The organism is Prochlorococcus marinus CUG1433 (genome assembly GCA_017644425.1).
GTDB lineage: Bacteria > Cyanobacteriota > Cyanobacteriia > PCC-6307 > Cyanobiaceae > Prochlorococcus_A > Prochlorococcus_A marinus_U.
The window spans coordinates 879284-896669 of sequence record JAEPLN010000001.1 but is presented as its reverse complement, the minus strand read 5'-3'; the positions used below and the strand labels follow the sequence as shown (position 1 = coordinate 896669).

The window sequence follows — 17386 nt, the reverse complement described above, 5'->3', positions numbered from 1 at the left end:
AAATTGAGCTAACTTTTATACATGAGTAAAAAATCTTCAAAACAAGAAAGAGATCCTTCAATATTAATTTTAGATTTTGGATCTCAATATTCTGAATTGATTGCTAGAAGAATAAGAGAAACCTATGTTTTTTCTCTTGTAGTAAGTAACTATATATCAATTGAAGAAATTCAAAATATTAATCCTCGAGGGATAATATTGAGTGGGGGACCAAATTCTGTATATGATCAAAATGCTCCAAAATGCGACAAAAAAATTTTTGATTTAGATATTCCTATTCTTGGTATATGTTATGGAATGCAATTAATGGTCAAAGAACTGGGGGGTTCCGTAACTGCAGCAACTAAAAAAGCTGAGTATGGGAGAGCACCTTTAAATATAGATTGTGATTGTGACCTTTTTTCTGAAGTAGTGGATAAATCAATTATGTGGATGAGTCATGGCGATTCAATAAATTCTTTGCCTAGTGGATTTAATAAAATTGCGCATACTGAGAACACACTTCATGCAGCAATTTCAAATGAGAGAAAAAAATTATTTGGGGTTCAATTTCATCCTGAAGTTATTCATTCAGAGTATGGGATGAAGGTAATTAAAAATTTTGTATATAAAATTTCTTGCTGTACAGCTGATTGGACAACAGAAACCTTTTTAGAGGAAACTATTCCTTTAATAAAAGAGCAGGTAGGAAATAAGAAAGTTTTGCTTGCCTTGTCAGGAGGAGTTGATTCGTCAACTCTTGCTTTTCTTTTAAATAAAGCAATTGGAAATCAGCTTACATGTATGTTTATAGACCAAGGTTTTATGAGAAAAGGTGAGCCTGAATTTTTGATGAATTTTTTTGATAAAAAATTTCATATTAAGGTTGAATATATTAATGCTAGGGAAAGGTTTATTGAAAAATTAAAAGGAATTACTGATCCAGAACAAAAAAGAAAAATTATTGGTGAAGAATTTATTAGAGTATTTGAAGAAGAAAGTAATAGACTAGGACCTTTTCAGTACTTAGCGCAGGGTACTCTCTATCCTGATGTCATCGAAAGTGCTGGTACAAATATTGATCCTAATACAGGTGAGAGAATAGCTGTAAAAATCAAAAGTCATCATAATGTTGGTGGATTACCAAAAGATTTACAATTTAAATTAGTTGAACCATTAAGAAAACTTTTTAAGGATGAAGTTCGAAAATTGGGAACTGTTTTAGGTTTGCCAGATGAAATTATTAAAAGGCATCCATTCCCAGGGCCTGGTTTAGCGATAAGAATTTTGGGAGAAGTTACGAATGAAAAACTTGACTGCTTAAGAGATGCAGATTGGATAGTGCGAGATGAAATAAAAAATGCCAATCTTTATAATGATATTTGGCAAGCTTTTGCAGTATTACTGCCAGTTAAAACTGTAGGAGTTATGGGAGATAAAAGGACTTATTCATGGCCAATAGTTCTACGTTGTGTATCCAGTGAAGATGGTATGACGGCAGACTGGTCAAAAATTCCTTTTTCGATTCTAGAGAGAATTTCGAATAGAGTAGTCAATGAAGTTCAATTAGTTAATAGAGTTGTTTATGATATTACAAGCAAACCTCCTGGAACTATTGAGTGGGAGTGAAGAATAGGTTATAAACCCAGTTATAGACTTAAAAAGTGGGTTTCCCGTAGGTTTCCCGTGGAAATCTGATAACCTATTTGCAATGGATCTCAACAGCGAGGTTTCCCGTAGGTTTCCCGTGGAGTGAAAATCCTGTCTCTATAGAGAAATCGTAGAGTTTTAAATTTCTCTACACTTTGTTTTTTTTATGTTATTTTTTTGATTAATGGAAAAGGAACTTATCTTTAATTTCCATTTATAAAATAAAGGATCCTAAAATGTCTTATCTAAAATCTTGGATTAATTTTGGAGAAAAAATGGCAGTTGGCGATTGCGAAGAAGTTTACTATTGGGAACATGCTATTTACCCAGGTTACACCGAAGATATTTGTTTCTTACTACGTAAAATTGATAAGGACACTTTTTCTCTTTCTATGGCAACACCACGCTCCCTTGCAGCAGTAGAAGACGTTGAAGTAGAGGATGAAGATGATTACGTTGATATGATAGATGGAGAATATGTTAGAAAGCAATTAGGAGAATACTATATTGGTTACGACTATGACTCGTATCCAGATGACGATAATCAAGTTACTTTTAATAAATTTGAAGAAGCAAAAATAAATTTATGGTTTAAAAAAAATAAAACGCCTTTTTTATTAGAACATATAGAACCAGGGGTAAATACTTTATAAAGTAGTAATTGAGGATTAGATCTTTAATCAGTAAATATATTAAGAAAAATTAGGTATAAAATAAAAACAATTATTGATTGCAGTTGGCAAAAATAAATTCTCAAATACAACGGTTTCACGATTCTGTAGATGCTTTCTATATTGCTTTCCACAGTACGTTTGTTGGTCCATTCGATAAAGATAACTTTGCGCATGAATCAAATTCAAATGACCATTTTGAGATTGAGAGTTCCAACCCTGCTGATACTATTCCGGTTGCAACTTTTTTGAGAAATGAGCAATTACCAGATGAAATTATAAAAAAACAATATTTATATGTGTGTTCTTTTGAAAGGGAAGCAACATTAGGAGGTAGAGAAAAATTTAAGGATTACTTCGACAATGGGATGGACATATTGGAAGCATTAAAAAAGAGTGGTGAAGGTCCCAAGATTATAAAAACATGTCATTTGCTCTTCGAGATTCGGGGTGATCGGTGGAAGAATAATGATGGCATTAATTGGATGAGACTTGCTCTTTATGCTTGTGAAGATGCATCTTCTCATCAAGAAGCAGCAGAGTGGATGTTGAATGAACTCACGACCAAAGGGAATGAAATGTACGACGCTGATTACTTCAAACAAGGAACGTTAGAGATATTGATTTAAGATTAGAAATCAATATTAATAATGTGGTGGTTCTGACAAATTAATATTGTTTAATTTACTATTACTGAGTAAATAATTCTTAGTTTTTATTAAATAAATTCTTCCTAAAAAGAGATTTCCCGTAGAGCGAAAATCATGTCTCTATAGAGAAATCGTAGAGTTTTAAATTTCTCTACACTTTTAAAATTAATTTCTAGAAAATTAAATTTTGAATTAATAAAAAATAATGCTTAAATTTTCTTTCACTTTAGAATTGTTGTAACGGATAAAAATTTAAAAATGAAATTATCTGATAGCGAAAAAAGAGATATTATTAATTTAATCCAGAAAGACTCTATTTTACCTGAAAAATATAGATTTTTACTATTTAATAAGGCAGATCAAGTTGAATTGAATTGGTTTGGAAAATCAAGAGACTTTACAAATGTAGTTCTACCTTTTCAAATAATTGAACAAGTTGATGAACCTCGCAATGAAAATCATCAATTTGAACAGAGATCTTTAATTGACTTTCAATCTGGAAGGCAGTTAAAAGGTTGGACTAATAAATTGATATGGGGAGATAATAAATATGTTCTATCTTCTTTAAAAAATGGACCTCTACGTCATGAAATAGAGAAAGAAGGCGGCATTAAGTTAATTTATATTGACCCTCCTTTTGATGTAGGAGCAGATTTTTCTATGAGTCTAGATATTGGAGATGATTCTTATGAGAAGAAACCCAATGTTCTTGAGCAAATTGCGTATAGAGATACTTGGGGTTTGGGATCGGATTCTTTTCTTCAAATGATATATGAGAGATTAGTTTTAATGAAAGATCTTTTGAGTGAAGATGGTACGATTTTTGTTCATTGTGATTGGCGATTATCAGCAAAAATAAAACTTGTTTTAGAAGAAGTTTTTGGAATTAGAAATGAATTAAACGAGATAATTTGGTGTTTTTCTCAAGGAGCAAAATCAAAAAGAATGTTTGCTAGAAAACATAATACAATTTTTTCGTTTGCAAAAAATATAGATCAAAATTTCTTCAATGCTGATGCTGTAAAAGTAGAAATGAAGTCAGGGAAATCTTCTTTTGGTGGGAGATTGGAAACTGATGAAGATGGTAGGAAATATAGACTTGTATACGGGACCAAAAATAAGCAAGGAGAGACTAGATATTATAAATATTACTTAGATGAAGGTAAAATTCCAGAAGATTATTGGACAGATATTAATAGTATTCAGTCTGGTAATAATGAACGAACAGGTTATCCAACACAAAAACCTGAAAGTCTTTTAAAAAGAATAATTTTATCTGCTACAAAAGAAAATGATATAGTTTGCGATTTTTTTAGTGGTTCAGGAACAACTGCCTCTGTATCTGAAAAATTAGGCAGAAAGTGGATTTGTTCTGACCTTGGTAAGTTCGCGATTCATACTACTCGAAAAAGATTAATTAATGTACAACGCGAATTAAAGGCATCCAATAAGCAGTGGCGAGCATTTGAGGTACTTAATTTAGGAAAGTATCAAAGAGATTACTATATTTATGATGGATCAAGAGATAATAGAGATATTAATAAAAAGAAGGAATCTGATTTTGAGAATTTAGTGTTTCAGGCATATAAATCTTTTAAAATAAATGGTTTTAAAACTTTGCATGCGAAAAAGGGTGATGTCTTTGTCTCTTTGGGTCCTATTAATCAACCCCTGTCAAGAAATCATGTAGAGGAAGTAATAGAAGAATGTCTAAAAAATAATATTACTTCTGTCGATATTTTAGGTTTTGAATATGAAATGGGTTTATTTCCAACTATTCAAGAAGAAGCAAAAAATAAAGGTTTAAGACTAATTTATAAACAAATCCCAATGGATATTTTTGATAAAAGAGCAGTTTCAAATAATGAAGTAGTTTTTCATGATGTAGCATATATTGATTTTAAAGTTATCAAGAATAAAGATAAATTAATTGTTGAACTCACAGATTTTGCAGTATTTTATAGCGAAGATAATTTAAATTTGAATGAACAACTTCAAAAAAATAAATCAAAAATAGTAGTAGAAAATGGAAATATTCTTGAAAAGACTAAAGATGAAGAAGGAAATATTTCGCAAAAGTTATTAACAGAATCTTGGAAAGATTGGATTGATTATTGGTCGGTTGATTTTAATTATGAATCTAAAAAAGAAGTAATTAAAGTATTTGAAGATAACGAAATAAAAGAATATTGGACGGGAAATTATGTTTTTGAGAATGAGTGGCAGTCTTTCAGAAATATAAAAAATAAAGAAATAGAAATTAGAACTTCAGAAAAATTAATTAAACAAAATAATACAAAAGTAGCAGTAAAAGTTGTCGATATTTTTGGGAATGACACCATGAAACTTCTTGATGTATCAATGTAATGCCAATATCAAAAAACTTTTCTAAATCTCCTTTTGATATTATCCATCCAAAAGATCGTTGGAGACCAGACATTGATTTTTCAGAGGAAAATGTACAAAGATTTTATGCACCATTTGTTGAAAAATTAAGGGAAGAAATATACGAGTGGCGTCAATTTGGATATGAAGGAATTTCAGAAACATCAAGATTACTTTTGCACTACTGGTTTAATACTTCCCATGCCACTGGTTTTCAATATTATTTCGGTCAAAGAGAGTCAGTCGAATCAGTCGTATATCTTTTTGAAAAATTAAAAGTTAGATCATCTTCTGATTTAATGAAACTGGATTCTCTTGGTATATCTAGAACAATTCTAAATGACTCTTGGTTAAGGTTAGTAATTAAACAAGCAACTGGTACTGGCAAAACAAAGGTTCTCATGTTGCTAATAGTATGGTCTTATTTTCATAAATTATTTGAAAAAGATTCTCTTTTATCAAAAAATTTTTTACTAATAGCACCAAATACTATTGTTTTAGATCGATTAAAAAAAGATATAGTTGGTCTAAAAGTTTTTCATGAGGACCCAATAATACCTTTTGATGGTTATTCAAATAAAAACTGGAACTTTTCACCTACAGTACATATCCAAGATCAAATAGGTTCTATTTCGGATCTAGGTAATATTTTCCTCACAAATATACAAAGATTTTCCAATAGAAATGTTGAAAATAGTAATGAGGATTTAAGCAATTACTTTTTGGGTAAAACTCCAGTCAAGAAGACTATTGATAATAAAGTTCGAGTTAAAAATATTGTGAATAAATTAGATGATTTAATAGTTTTAAACGACGAGGCACACCACATACATGAAGATAATGCATGGAAAAGGGCGATTGAAGATATTGATAATTCACTTATTCAGAAAGGTAAAAAATTAAACCTTCAAATAGATGTAACTGCTACCCCTAAGCATAAAAAAGGAGAAATATTTATTCAAACTATTTCTGACTATCCATTGGTTGAAGCAATTTATCAAGATGTGGTGAAAAAACCTGTCATACCTGATTTACCTAGCAGAGAAAAACTTAAACAATATTCCTCTTCTGTTTTTTCTGAAAGATATAGAGATTACTTAAATCTTGGTTATGAAACTTGGGAGAAACAATTTAATAAACATAAAAAACTTGGGAAAAAAGCGCTTTTATTTGTGATGGTTGATGATACAAAAAATTGTGACGACGTAGCAGATTATTTACGTGCAACATTTCCATTACTAAAAAACGGAACTTTTGTAATTCATACCAAAGATAATACCAAGGATGCAACTGGTGAGATTTCTGAAAATACTGCACGTGGCAAGCAAGAATTAGAAAAACTAAGAAGTTTAGTTAACACAGTGGATGATTTTACTAGTCCTATAAGAGCAATAGTATCTGTCTTGATGTTAAAGGAAGGGTGGGATGTTAAGAATGTCACTACCATAGTAGGTTTAAGAGCATATGCTTCACATATTCTTCCTGAACAAACTTTAGGTAGGGGTTTAAGAAGAATGTATTTTGATCAAAATATAGACGAGGAATTAGATGTTATTGGTACTGATAATTTTATTGATTATGTAAAAGGCATTTCTGAAGAAGGAGTTGAGTTGGAAGAGATTCCTACTGGTGGAAAAAATCCAGAATCAGGACCGGTTTTAATTGAAGTTGATCATGATAATCCAAATAAAAATCTTGATGAATTAGAAATAGAGATTCCTGAATTATCTAGACGACATGGAAGAGATTATCTATCTTTAGATTTACTTTCTCCAAAATCTTTTAACTTCACTCCTATTAAACTTAAAAGTTATTCAAAAGAAGAGGAATTAAAGAAAATAGTTTTTCGAGAAACGATTGATAATAAAGAAATCAAATCAATTTATTTTGATAATTTGAATCACGTGAATGTACAATCTGTTTTGCATTTTTACACGGATACAATACTGAGTGATTTAAGAATACGAAATATAGGAATCAATCATTTTATTTATGAGAAATTAAAAATTTTCATATCAAACTATCTTTTTGGAGAATTTGTAAATATTGAAGCAATAAATGTTTTAAGAAATCTATCAGAACCAGATGTCGCTCAATTAATAAGAAAAATCTTTAAAGATGAAATTAATAAGTTAACTCTCTCAGAATTACCTTTTAAGGAATCCTTAGAAAGTAAATTAATTACAAAATCAAAACCATATTTGGCATCTAGAAAAAAAGATTATTATTCACCGAAAAAATCAGTCTTTAATTTAATATCGGGAGATAGTAAGTTTGAAATTGAATTTTGTGAATATTTGGATCATTTTGAAGATGTAATATCTTTTTTTAAAAATGATATTCAACTAAAACAATCTATTGAATATGTTAAACATGATGGATCTATTGGTGCTTATTTCCCTGATTTTTTTATTAAATTGACCGATGGCACGAGGTGGATCGTAGAAACTAAAGGTGCACAAACTGTTAATGACCCAATAAAGTTTGCCAGACTTCAGGTTTGGTGTGAAGATGCATCTAATTCTCAGGATCATTCTTGGCAATGTCTTTATATACGTCAAGAAATTTGGAAAAATTTAAAACCGAAACCAAATACTTTCAAAGTTTTAGCAGATTACATCAAATTAAATCAATTTCTGTAATCTTTAAAAGATATTTTTATTAATCCCATCCATAAGGAAAGAACTTTCTACACCCACCTGAATCCACAAAAAAACCCTCTGTAGCATCAATAATAGTTTTCATCTCTTTTGATAATTTCTGTCTTCCATACTGACCTTTCTCTGTAAAAGGAATCGAATAATAATAACCTTGGGAAAGCGATGGCATTAATGCTCTTAATTTGCCAGACTTCCTATCCTCTTTTGAAGTTGCTCTTCCTAATTGATTTCCCACAAAGTTAATAAAAGGTCCTGTTATGATCTCTTTTGTATTTTTTGTTCTTTCCTGATAGGTTTTTTCTTCGTTTAACAATTCAGGTGAATATGATCTTGCCGTGTAATACTGACCACCATATCCATTCCAGATGCCTACATAGAAACCAAAAGAAGGTTCATTTTTATAATTTAAAGTTCCTATACCGCCACCAGAACCAGTATATTTCAAAGTTATAGTCACATCTGGTTCTACTTCACTTGTAAGAGTACAGAGTGAATCTGCCTTAACTGAAGAAATTAAATCGAATAAAAAGAATAAAAATAAAAAGTGTTTCATCTATATCTACCGTCACGATATTTTAATTTGGTAGTTTTTTCGCAAATATCAACATCAATCCATTCCATATTTGCAGTATGAGTTCGCATATCCTCTTTTGCTGCAACTGTATATTTACACTCATTGAAGACATCTTTTTGATAAACCCAATACCAAGGATATTTGTAAAATTTATTCTCCTTAATTCTTTCTGTAAGGATCTCCCAGTAAGTTTCATTAACTAATTTAATTGCTGCTCTTTCTCCTTCAGAACATTCACCTTGCGATTCAGGGCAGGTATATTTGTGTCTTTTATATTGTTCTGCATTTGTAGGGTTATATAATCCAAATATTAAAGTTAGAAGAAATAGTTTTTTCAAAGAATTTTACCTTTCTATTAATTTTAAAGATTCTGTCAATTAGTATTAAATTTAATCCAAATCTCTAGAAAATCTTCTTTATAAGAGGTTTCCCGTAGGTTTCCCGTGGAAAAATGTGTGTTATTATGGGTTCAAACATGTTGCTATGACTGTGTTTTTATTTGCAACTTTTGGCGGTACTATTGAGTGGGAATAAACGGATTTTAAGAACTCAGTTAAAACTTCAATTTATCGGGTTTACTTGAGAAATGTTCAAAATATTGATTAAGTCATAGCAGTGCTTTTGGGCGATTAAATATTGCTAGGTTTTACGTGGATTTTACGTGGCACCTTTCTACCGTCTCTATAGAGAAATCGTATAAAGTGAATTTTCTCTACAGTTGATATATTGATTAGAAGCACATTTTGTTGTGAAAAAAGAACTATTTTCATATGTGTCCTCAATTTTTTTATTCTGGCAACTAATAATGAATGATGCATACCAATGAAATTAATTATTCTAATCGAATAAAGTTTCAAAAGTATTAGTTAGTTTCATTGCCCCATATCCATTGAGATGAAAATTATCTTTATACATCAACTTATTTTCGTCATGATTTTTGCAGTACTTATTTGGGCATAGTATGGAAAACGCATCGATATAGGAAACTTGTGGGTTTGCTAAGAGAAACTTATCAATCTTTTGAATAGGTACAATTTCTGATGCAAGAAATTCGTTCTTGTTTACTTGTGAAATACAAAGTGGAGATATAACCCAACTTGGACGGAACCATTCTTCTTGACAAATGTATCCTGCTCGCACTCCCGAGAAAAAGGGGGTTGGGGAAATAAGAACAAATTTTATTCCGATATTTTGAGTTTGTCGAATGAAAGTCGAATATAGTTTTGTCCAGTTCTCTCCATTTTTGTAGTACCTATTTTGATGTCCAGAAAAAATAACAACATCTCCTTTCTTGAATTTGTTTTTATATTTACGAAGAGGGGCAAGGATAAACTCTTCATATTTTTCTGGAGACTTATTTGTTTTGAGTTTCAGTCCATTTCCACGTGGATGCATTACAAAGTTGAATTCTTTTTTGTCCGCTAGATGACTTAAAACTGATCCATAATGACCAGCAATACTATCACCAATAAGATAAATTGTAGGTAGGAGAGGACTATGAGTAATTTTGATCTCTCCATAAGTTTTCATATTCCATACGTTCTCTTGATTCCCAATAAATAATTTTCCTTTCAGTAGTTTTCCTAGAGCAAAAATACCACCCGTAAGTATAATTATTACTCCTCCTCCAAGAATAATTGTCTTCCATTTCTTCCCAAACCAATACCTTTTTTTTAGAGGGAGTTCAATCCATTGATATGAAGTAATTGCAAGAATAAATGTCAAAGCAACTTGGAAAGGAACTGACCACCAATGAATTCCAATCGTCCAACGACTAATTGAAAGAACACACCAATGCCAAAGGTAGAGAGAATATGAGATTAAACCTATATAAACAACTTTTGTATTAGTGAAAATTCTGTAAATACTTGTTTGATTCTTCAAAGAGGTGATAAGGATACAAGATAATATGACTACTGCAATAGTTGATGCTGTTGCTAATGACTTTGGTAGATACATTGCACCAACAATGAATATTAGTAATAGGAGTGGTGGAATCCTTTCAAGAGACTGTTCAATAAATTTATTTTTTTGCAATCCAATAAAAAGTAAACATCCTGATGATATTTCCCAAAATCTTGTTGGCATTAGAAAATATGCTGCTGATTGGTTGATTGGATAGAGGTAAAGGAAACCAAAACATGATGCAATACTTAGTGCTCCAATTGTTAGAAATAAATTTCGAGCACCATTTTTGGTTTGCCTACCATAACCAGAAAACCAAATAAGGAACGGGAATAAAATGTAGAACTGTTCTTCAACTCCAAGAGACCATGTGTGCATGAATACATTGAGTTCTGTTGGTTGAGCAAAGTAGTCAGTTGACTGTTTATAGAGAAAGAAATTAGACAAGCCAAATAGTGAAGTTATTCCTGTTTTTAGAGATATGCTTGGAGATGGATTAAACAGACATATTCCAATACTGGTGATGAAAACAAAAATTGAAAGTACCGGGATTAATCGCTTTATTCTTCGTGCGTAAAATCCTGTTATGAAATCCTTTATGTTTTTACTGGGTCTTTGATAAAGCGATGAAGTTATGACGAATCCTGAAATAACAAAAAAAATATCAACCCCAAGATATCCATTTGGGAGTATTTCTTTATTGAAGTGATTTATTACTACAGCGACTACTGCAAACGCCCGTAAACCATCAATCTCCGGACGGTAGACACTATTAAAAGAAATTTTATTTTTATTGATATCTTTTGACATCTAAAATTTCTAATAATAAATTAATTTTATGGGATGTCTTGTAATTTTCAAAACCATATTTTCTTACCTCGAATTTTTAGTATCTTGTTTTTGATCTGCCCATTCTATTTTTTAGATTTCTAAGAAATGGTTTCTTTTCGTACTCCTAATATTTTTGAAGCGACTATTAAGTCAAGTTATCACGTCATAAAGTTGAAAATAACAATGTATTCACTAAACTTATTTCATCTAATTACAGAGCAAAGTATAAAGAATGGCAGTTATCGGTTTGTCACAAGAATCACTCTTTTGAATAAGTCATTGAAACCAATGACTTTGAAGCATTAAAATAACGTGGAACCATTGATTGGGAATAAACGGATTTTAAGAACTCAGTTATAATTTGAATCTATCGGTTTTACGTGAGTTATACGCAGCACCTTTTCTCTATCTCTTAGGAGAAATCGTATAAAGTCTGTTTTCTCTACAGTTTGATTATTATTAAAGACATGCTGATAAAGAATTTTTTTAAAATCAATCTCCACGTTTTTATGCCTTTTAAAAATTACATATCTAAATATGATTGGCAGTATTTAGTTAGCGCTTGTGTTCTCATATCAGTTTTTATTTTTACAGATTTTATTAAAGTTTTCGATAAAGAATCTTTATACTTTGTCCCAAGATTAATTAGTGATCAACCTTATAGAATTTTTACATCAATTTGGGTTCATGCAGATTTAAATCATTTATTAAGTAATCTCGGTGGAATAATTATCACTAGATATTTTTTAATGAGACTTGGAATTGCAAGCAGGTCGTTTTATTTGAAATTTATTTTAATTTGTTCTTTTTTAAATTTTTTTGTTATCTGGGTTTACGAGAAGACCTTATCGTATTTTTTTGATACTTATCCAAATTATGCTGCTTTAGGATTTAGCGGAATAATTTATGCTTTATTTGGATTCTTATTATTAACTTCTTTTTATGGAAAGAATTATTTTTTAGGTAATAAAATTAGTTTAAAATCTAATTATGAAGTTCAAAAAATGACAAAGACAATTTGTTTTATAGGATTAATTTTCTCTTTCTTGCCAGGAGTAAGTTTATTGGGTCACCTAAGTGGATTTATTGCTGGATGTTTTTTATTTTTAATCTAAATTTGGATATAAATAAATTTCTCTACAATTTTTTTTATTTTTTGATCTTCATAACAAATTTTTTAGATTAATACTTAAGGTCTTTATATTTATCTTTTTGTGTGATGATTTCCATAGCAGGTCTGAGCATTTCTTTGTATTTTTTCCATCCACCGATTGATTTTGAATTGATTGGGGAACGGACTTGAATATTACTTGCTGTATAAACTGCTCTTTTATTTAATTCAGGGGATAAATACAAGGAATTCCATTTCCATCCCAACCAATTTATTAATGATTTAATCTCTTTGTGAGGATTTTTAACTAGTAAATCATAATTCAGATCATAAATCTTTTGGCGGAATTTATCTTTGTAGATATCCATTATTTGTTCTTGATCTAAATAAACTTTTGCAGAATCACGCAATGAAGAAGAATAATAATTACCACTTTCGAAATTTGCTCTGTTAAGTGAAAGAATATTATCTAAAGGATTTCTAAGACAATGTATAATTTTACAATTTGGTATTTGATTAGCAATTATTCCAGCATATTGATAGTTATATAACCATTTATTAGTTGTGATGCTGAATTCTTTTAACAGTTGATTTAGCTCTTGCATGTATAAATCTGCAAGACTTTTTTTTTGATTAAATTTTCTGCTTTTTATGTATGCTTTTTCTAGGATATTAACTTCTCCTAAATCTTTCAGTTTCTTATTCATACTTAAAATAGATTCAACTAAAGTACTTCCACTTCTTGGCATTCCTAGAATAAAAATACTCATGGGATATGATAATTGCGAATTGTCAATTTTTTGATTTTTTTCGGATTCTTTAAGTAGATTTTGTGATCTATTAATAAGAAACTTGCACTCAGAAGAGTAAAGTGCAAGTTTTAATTTATTTGCAAGTTGGAGGTTCTTAGAACTCTCATAATATTTTTTTTCTTTGTGAAGGATGTTAGATCTCGAAAAATAGATATTAATTTTCTCCCTATCATTTTTTTTATTTAAAATTTGTTCAGAAAATAAATATTTATGCCATTTTTTGTCAGAAATTTCATATTGAAGTTTTGATAATGAAAAATATGGTTTTACAAAGTTAGGATTAATTTCAATTGTTTTTATAAGTAATATTTTTGCTTCTTTTACTCTTCCAATAGTTTTTAACATATCTCCTAAATTCGCATATCCAAGTGGCGAATTAGGATCAAGTTCGATTACTTTTCTTAGATATATCTCTGCTTCTTGAAAATTTTTTAATTCTCTTAGGATATTTCCAAGATTACAGTGAGCATTTACTGAGTTATGATCAAGTTCAATTGCTTTTTTCAGAGATATTTTTGCTTCGGAAAATTTTCTAAGATCTTTTTGTATAGTTCCAATATTATTGTGACCTTCGGACCAGTTAGGATTTAACTGTATTGCTTTTTTCAGAGATATCTCTGCTTCCTTGAAATTACCTTTGTTTTTTAGTATAAGACCATAATTTGAATATACTCTATAGTCATTTATTTCTTGATCAATACAATATTTATAATATCTTTCTGCTTCTATAATATTTCCTTGAGAATGGAATAAAAATGCTTGATTGATTATCTTCTCTTTTGAAGGACTAGTTATCTTATTGTGTTTTTTTTTAAATTTATTCTGTTCTCCAAACCCTTTCATTTTCGAGAAATAATTTTCAACATAGTTTTGATTATAGTGTCTTTAAAAATTCTGAGATATTATTTTCTAAATGTGAAAATTTTAGTATTTAATCACTAATTTTCTACAATTAACTCAACAGGTTTGCTTCATTTTAAGAATGTTAGGAATAATTCCCTTAAATCAATTGATATGACCATGTTTCTGGTAGTCCAATTTTGCCTTACTATCGAGTAGTAGTAGTTTTATGGTAATTTCATCAGTCATAGTTTGGTTTGAGTGTTCTGTCACGGGTTTTTTATGTAGATTAGAGAAACGATTTTATTCGGGTTATGAACCTCCATTTCTTACAGGTTTTTATATTCATCATCTTTAGTAATGATTTTGATAGCAGGTTTAAGCATCTCTTTGTAGTTTTTCCAACCGCCAATAGATTTCGAATTAATTTTAGAGCGAATTTGTACATCGCTTGCTGTGAAAACTGATCTTGTACTTAAATGAGGTTTCAGATATGCTTTATTCCACTTCCATCCCAACCAATTAATTAAAGATTTTATTTCTTTATCGGGATTTTTAACTAATAAATCATAATTTAAGTCGTAAATATTTTCTGGAAATCTTTTTGTGTATTCATTCATTATTTGCCTATGGTCTAGATAAATGTTTGCGCAATCAATTAACGAGGAGGAATACTCATTATCTTTTTCAAAGTTTGTTCGATAAATAGAAAGAATATTATCTAGTGGATTACGGTAGCAGTAAATTATTTTTGAATTTGGTATTTGTTTTGCAATAATTCCTGCATATTGATAGTTGTATAACCATTTATTAGTAGTGATATATGATTTTATTTTTTTATTTATTCTTTGCATATATAAATCATAAAGATCAAATTTTCCTTTTTTTTCTTTCCATTCTTTAAAGGATCTTTCAAAAGCATTTGTTTCGCCTAAGTCAAGAACTTTAGAATTCATGCTGATAATTGATTCCGCTAAAGTTGTTCCGCTCCTAGGCATACCTACTATAAAAATGGTCTGCAGATTATTTTTTTCTTTATTTAAATTAAGATCTGCTCTATTTGATTCGATAAGTAATAACTTAGATTTTTTTATTAATGAATCAGAATTGGATGGGTAGATTAATATTTTTAATTGATTTGCTAATTTTAGGCATTTAGCACTTTCTTTAAAATTTTTTTTCTTGTGGAGAATATTTGCTCTTGCGAAAAAAATATTAAATTGATCATTTTTTGATTTATTTTTAAGGAAACTTTCAGAGAAGAGTTTTTTTTGCCAAATTTTCTTTTCGTCTGTGGAGGTGAGAGTTGATAAATTATAGTATGCTTTTGTGAAATCGGGATTCAATGTAATCGCTTTACAGTAGCATGATTCTGCTTCTTTAAGTTTATTTTTAGCTCTCAAAATATTTCCAAGGTTATTGTGAGCAATTGTGTAATCAGGTTTGAGTGAAATTGCTCTTCGTATCCATACTTCCGCTTCTTCTAATCTGCCTAAATTTTTTAAGATTTCCCCAGAATTTAAAAAAATTCTATGATCTTTAAAACCTTTATTGATAAAAAATTGATAATATTTTGATGCTTCAGCAATATTACCTTGCAAATGGTATTCGAATGCTTTACTTATGATTTCATTTTTAGAAAGATTTGATTCTAATTTTTTTCCTATATTTTTTGAATTTTTCTTCTCATCAAATTCTTTCATTTTTTATGTTTTGAATCTGATTATTAGTTCTTATATTAGTGTTAAAAGCATAATATAAAAACAAAAATTCTTGAGTTACATAGAACTAACCCTCTAAAATTAATTAAATAACTATGCTTTATTTAGATAATTTTTGGAATAAGAAGGTTTTTCACACAAAATCTATTCCTTTCGTAGTTGGGGTTTGAACAATGGATTTACTGAGTGGGAATAAAGAGATTTTGAACTTAAAACAAAGAGGTTATTTGTGTAGACTTTTCGATTCTTAAATCCCTCGTTGTAAACAATTTAGATAAATTGCTTTTCACTCACTAATTATTTATATTTCAGATTAAAAAGGTTCTTTAAAAAGAAATTTAATGAAGTTGATCAAAAAATTAGTTATTAGTGAAGACATTCGTAATATATACTACGAAAATTGGTCGTTCTTGTTATAAGATATTGTAAATTAATTTTGATTGATGAAAAAACTTATCTTTGGAGTTTTTGCTGGTTCTCTCTCTATTTTATTACCGGCTAATGTTTTTGCGCAAGGATGTTCAAATTATAAATATGGAGGAACAGGGGTAAAAGCCTTTCCTACTGAAGAAGGACCTAAAATAGTAAGTACAGGTAAAGCTGCTGTTCTTATAGATGATGTTGAAGAGGTACAAGATGCTTATGCGGAAGCAACATTAAATGCAAAAACAGAAATTGTTAAATGGTACAATAGCTCTGAAATAACTGATGAATGTACAAGATCAAATAATAAATTATCAGATAGAATTCTTTCAAAAAATCCCGATGGAAAAAGCGGAAGCTATAACAAAACAACTGCAAAACAGCTAATTTGCGGCACTACAGAAAAAACTTCTGGTTTAGTCAAGGGAGCTGTTACTGTCGAACAATGTTATCAAAAAGGAAAATATGTTCAAATTACTTTAGGGATAAGTCCCAAGACTTTAAAACAAGCTGCAGGTTTAGGGGATAATATTAAATTTGGTGTAGATGACCCAAAATCTCCTAATACAGTTAGATCTAGTAGTTCAGATGGCCTTGTACCAACTGATGGTTTTTATTACGTAGATGAAGATTTCTAAAATTGAGAATTTATAAATTTATTTTTATTTTTTGTTTGATTTTTATTAGTTGTAAAACTGATACTGTAAAAGCAAAAAGCTGTAAATTTTATCCGTATAAAACCGGATTAAAAGTTAGAAATAAAAGACAACCTAATTTGAAAATTTACTCTACTTCAAAAGTCAAAGTTTATTTTGACGATTTTGAGGAAATAGAGGATGCCTATATGGAGGCTGAAAATAATGCCATTGTAAAAATAGCAAGATTTTTGGAAACTGGAGTTGAATATAATAAAAAATATTTTTTATTAAATGATGAAAAGTCTAAGATTAGTGGACAAATTAAAAAAGAGGCTAATAAAGCAATTGCCAAGAGTAGTTTCGATAGCAAAATTACTTTGAGTGGAATAAAGACAATAAAGAAATGCTACGAGAAAAATAATTTTGTAAAAGTCACAGTATTGTTGGATGAAAAGAATGTCAAAAAAGCAAAAAAAATAAAATCTATTTTTCAAGAAAAAAAGAATTAGTAATTTAAAAAATTTTTATTTTGTTGG

13 protein-coding genes are annotated in these 17386 nt (G+C 29.6%); 8 read left to right on the top strand and 5 right to left on the bottom strand.

Going from position 1 to position 17386, the window contains the following annotated elements:
• Positions 1–21: 21 nt before the first annotated feature.
• The 5 genes from guaA to JJ842_05170 all read left to right on the top strand — a co-directional run bounded on the left by guaA (position 22) and on the right by JJ842_05170 (position 7977).
• Positions 22–1608 (top strand): glutamine-hydrolyzing GMP synthase, encoded by a 1587-nt coding sequence (guaA, locus tag JJ842_05190; protein ID MBO6971305.1) that lies wholly within the window; start codon positions 22–24, stop codon positions 1606–1608.
• Positions 1609–1865: 257 nt separating this feature from the next.
• Entirely contained in the window at positions 1866–2282 is a 417-nt protein-coding gene (locus JJ842_05185; GenBank protein MBO6971304.1) for a hypothetical protein, read from the top strand.
• A gap of 77 nt (positions 2283–2359) precedes the next feature.
• Positions 2360–2929 (top strand): hypothetical protein, encoded by a 570-nt coding sequence (locus JJ842_05180; GenBank protein MBO6971303.1) that lies wholly within the window; start codon positions 2360–2362, stop codon positions 2927–2929.
• Positions 2930–3208: 279 nt separating this feature from the next.
• On the top strand, positions 3209–5317 hold the full coding sequence (locus JJ842_05175; GenBank protein ID MBO6971302.1) for a site-specific DNA-methyltransferase: 2109 nt from the start codon (positions 3209–3211) through the stop codon (positions 5315–5317).
• Positions 5317–7977 carry a DEAD/DEAH box helicase family protein gene (locus JJ842_05170; GenBank protein ID MBO6971301.1) on the top strand — a complete coding sequence of 887 codons (2661 nt, stop codon included), beginning with the start codon at positions 5317–5319 and terminating at the stop codon, positions 7975–7977. The genes JJ842_05175 and JJ842_05170 overlap by 1 nt, the downstream gene beginning before the upstream one ends.
• Before the next feature lie 19 nt (positions 7978–7996).
• On the opposite strand, the gene JJ842_05165 is transcribed toward JJ842_05170, so the two are convergent.
• From JJ842_05165 to JJ842_05155, 3 genes are all read right to left on the bottom strand, one after another.
• A complete protein-coding gene (locus JJ842_05165) occupies positions 7997–8548 on the bottom strand; it encodes a hypothetical protein (protein ID MBO6971300.1) in 552 nt (183 codons plus the stop codon).
• The gene (locus JJ842_05160) at positions 8545–8907 is read right to left on the bottom strand and encodes a hypothetical protein (protein ID MBO6971299.1); all 363 of its coding nucleotides are present in this window, start codon (positions 8905–8907) and stop codon (positions 8545–8547) included. The genes JJ842_05165 and JJ842_05160 overlap by 4 nt, the downstream gene beginning before the upstream one ends.
• A 499-nt stretch (positions 8908–9406) precedes the next feature.
• Positions 9407–11284, bottom strand: coding sequence for an acyltransferase (locus tag JJ842_05155; protein ID MBO6971298.1), 1878 nt, complete (start codon positions 11282–11284; stop codon positions 9407–9409).
• A 530-nt stretch (positions 11285–11814) separates the two neighbouring features.
• Between JJ842_05155 and JJ842_05150 the strand changes: the two genes are divergently transcribed.
• Positions 11815–12420 carry a rhomboid family intramembrane serine protease gene (locus JJ842_05150; protein MBO6971297.1) on the top strand — a complete coding sequence of 202 codons (606 nt, stop codon included), beginning with the start codon at positions 11815–11817 and terminating at the stop codon, positions 12418–12420.
• 67 nt (positions 12421–12487) lie between these two features.
• On the opposite strand, the gene JJ842_05145 is transcribed toward JJ842_05150, so the two are convergent.
• Complete coding sequence (locus JJ842_05145; protein MBO6971296.1) at positions 12488–14071, bottom strand: tetratricopeptide repeat protein; 1584 nt, start codon at positions 14069–14071, stop codon at positions 12488–12490.
• A 326-nt stretch (positions 14072–14397) separates the two neighbouring features.
• Positions 14398–15771, bottom strand: coding sequence for a sulfotransferase (locus JJ842_05140; GenBank protein MBO6971295.1), 1374 nt, complete (start codon positions 15769–15771; stop codon positions 14398–14400).
• A 461-nt stretch (positions 15772–16232) separates the two neighbouring features.
• Between JJ842_05140 and JJ842_05135 the strand changes: the two genes are divergently transcribed.
• Together JJ842_05135 and JJ842_05130 are read left to right on the top strand one after the other, a co-directional pair.
• Positions 16233–16850, top strand: a complete 618-nt coding sequence (locus JJ842_05135) for a hypothetical protein (protein ID MBO6971294.1) — start codon at positions 16233–16235, stop codon at positions 16848–16850.
• A 137-nt stretch (positions 16851–16987) separates the two neighbouring features.
• Positions 16988–17359, top strand: a complete 372-nt coding sequence (locus tag JJ842_05130; GenBank protein ID MBO6971293.1) for a hypothetical protein — start codon at positions 16988–16990, stop codon at positions 17357–17359.
• Positions 17360–17386 lie beyond the last annotated feature (27 nt).